The sequence below is a fragment of the Candidatus Clostridium eludens genome, assembly GCF_045310515.1.
GTDB lineage: Bacteria > Bacillota > Clostridia > Clostridiales > Clostridiaceae > Clostridium_B > Clostridium_B eludens.
The window spans coordinates 1-576 of the sequence record NZ_JBJHZX010000152.1 but is presented as its reverse complement, the minus strand read 5'-3'; the positions used below and the strand labels follow the sequence as shown (position 1 = coordinate 576).

Below are 576 nucleotides of genomic sequence, written 5' to 3'. Positions count from 1 at the left end.
CAGGATGCAGGGCAGAAACATTATTAAATACATTGGTTAAAGATATAAATTTTGGAGAAAAGAGTATTTTGTTTAGGCATATGAAAATGCGTAAACAGATAACAGTACCATTAAGTCCTACTTTAGAAAATGTATTAAGAGAGTATATAGAGTTACTAGATCTTAAACTAGATGAGTTACTATTTCCCAAATTAGATAAAAAGAAGATGAGCTATAATACATTGCATCGAAATATTAATAATTATTGTAAAAATAGACATGTAAGGATGCATGGTATAAATTCTTTCAGAAACACCTTTGCTACTTTGTTTATAAAAAATGGAAATAATAACATCTACTTACTTCAAAAATTGTTAGGACATGCTGATATTAGACAAACAGAAATCTATATTAATTTACTACCTTTACAAATGAAAGAAGATATTAACAAGTATAATCCCTTGGATGTTTTATCTAATGAAAGAATGAAACTTAATAGAGGGGGTAGAAGATAATGACTGAAAAAAGAGAAAAAATAAATGTAGATAAAATTGCATTTAAGGTGTTAAATGGTTTCGTTGATCCAAGTTCTATCCC

The 576-nt window shown here is 27.4% G+C and carries 1 protein-coding gene; it reads left to right on the top strand.

Annotated elements, in window-relative coordinates; all coding sequences use genetic code 11:
* Positions 1-494, top strand: a 494-nt coding sequence (locus ACJDU8_RS25630; protein WP_406795015.1) for a tyrosine-type recombinase/integrase, incomplete at its 5' end; no start/stop codon positions are given.
* Between the last annotated feature and the right edge of the window lie 82 nt (positions 495-576).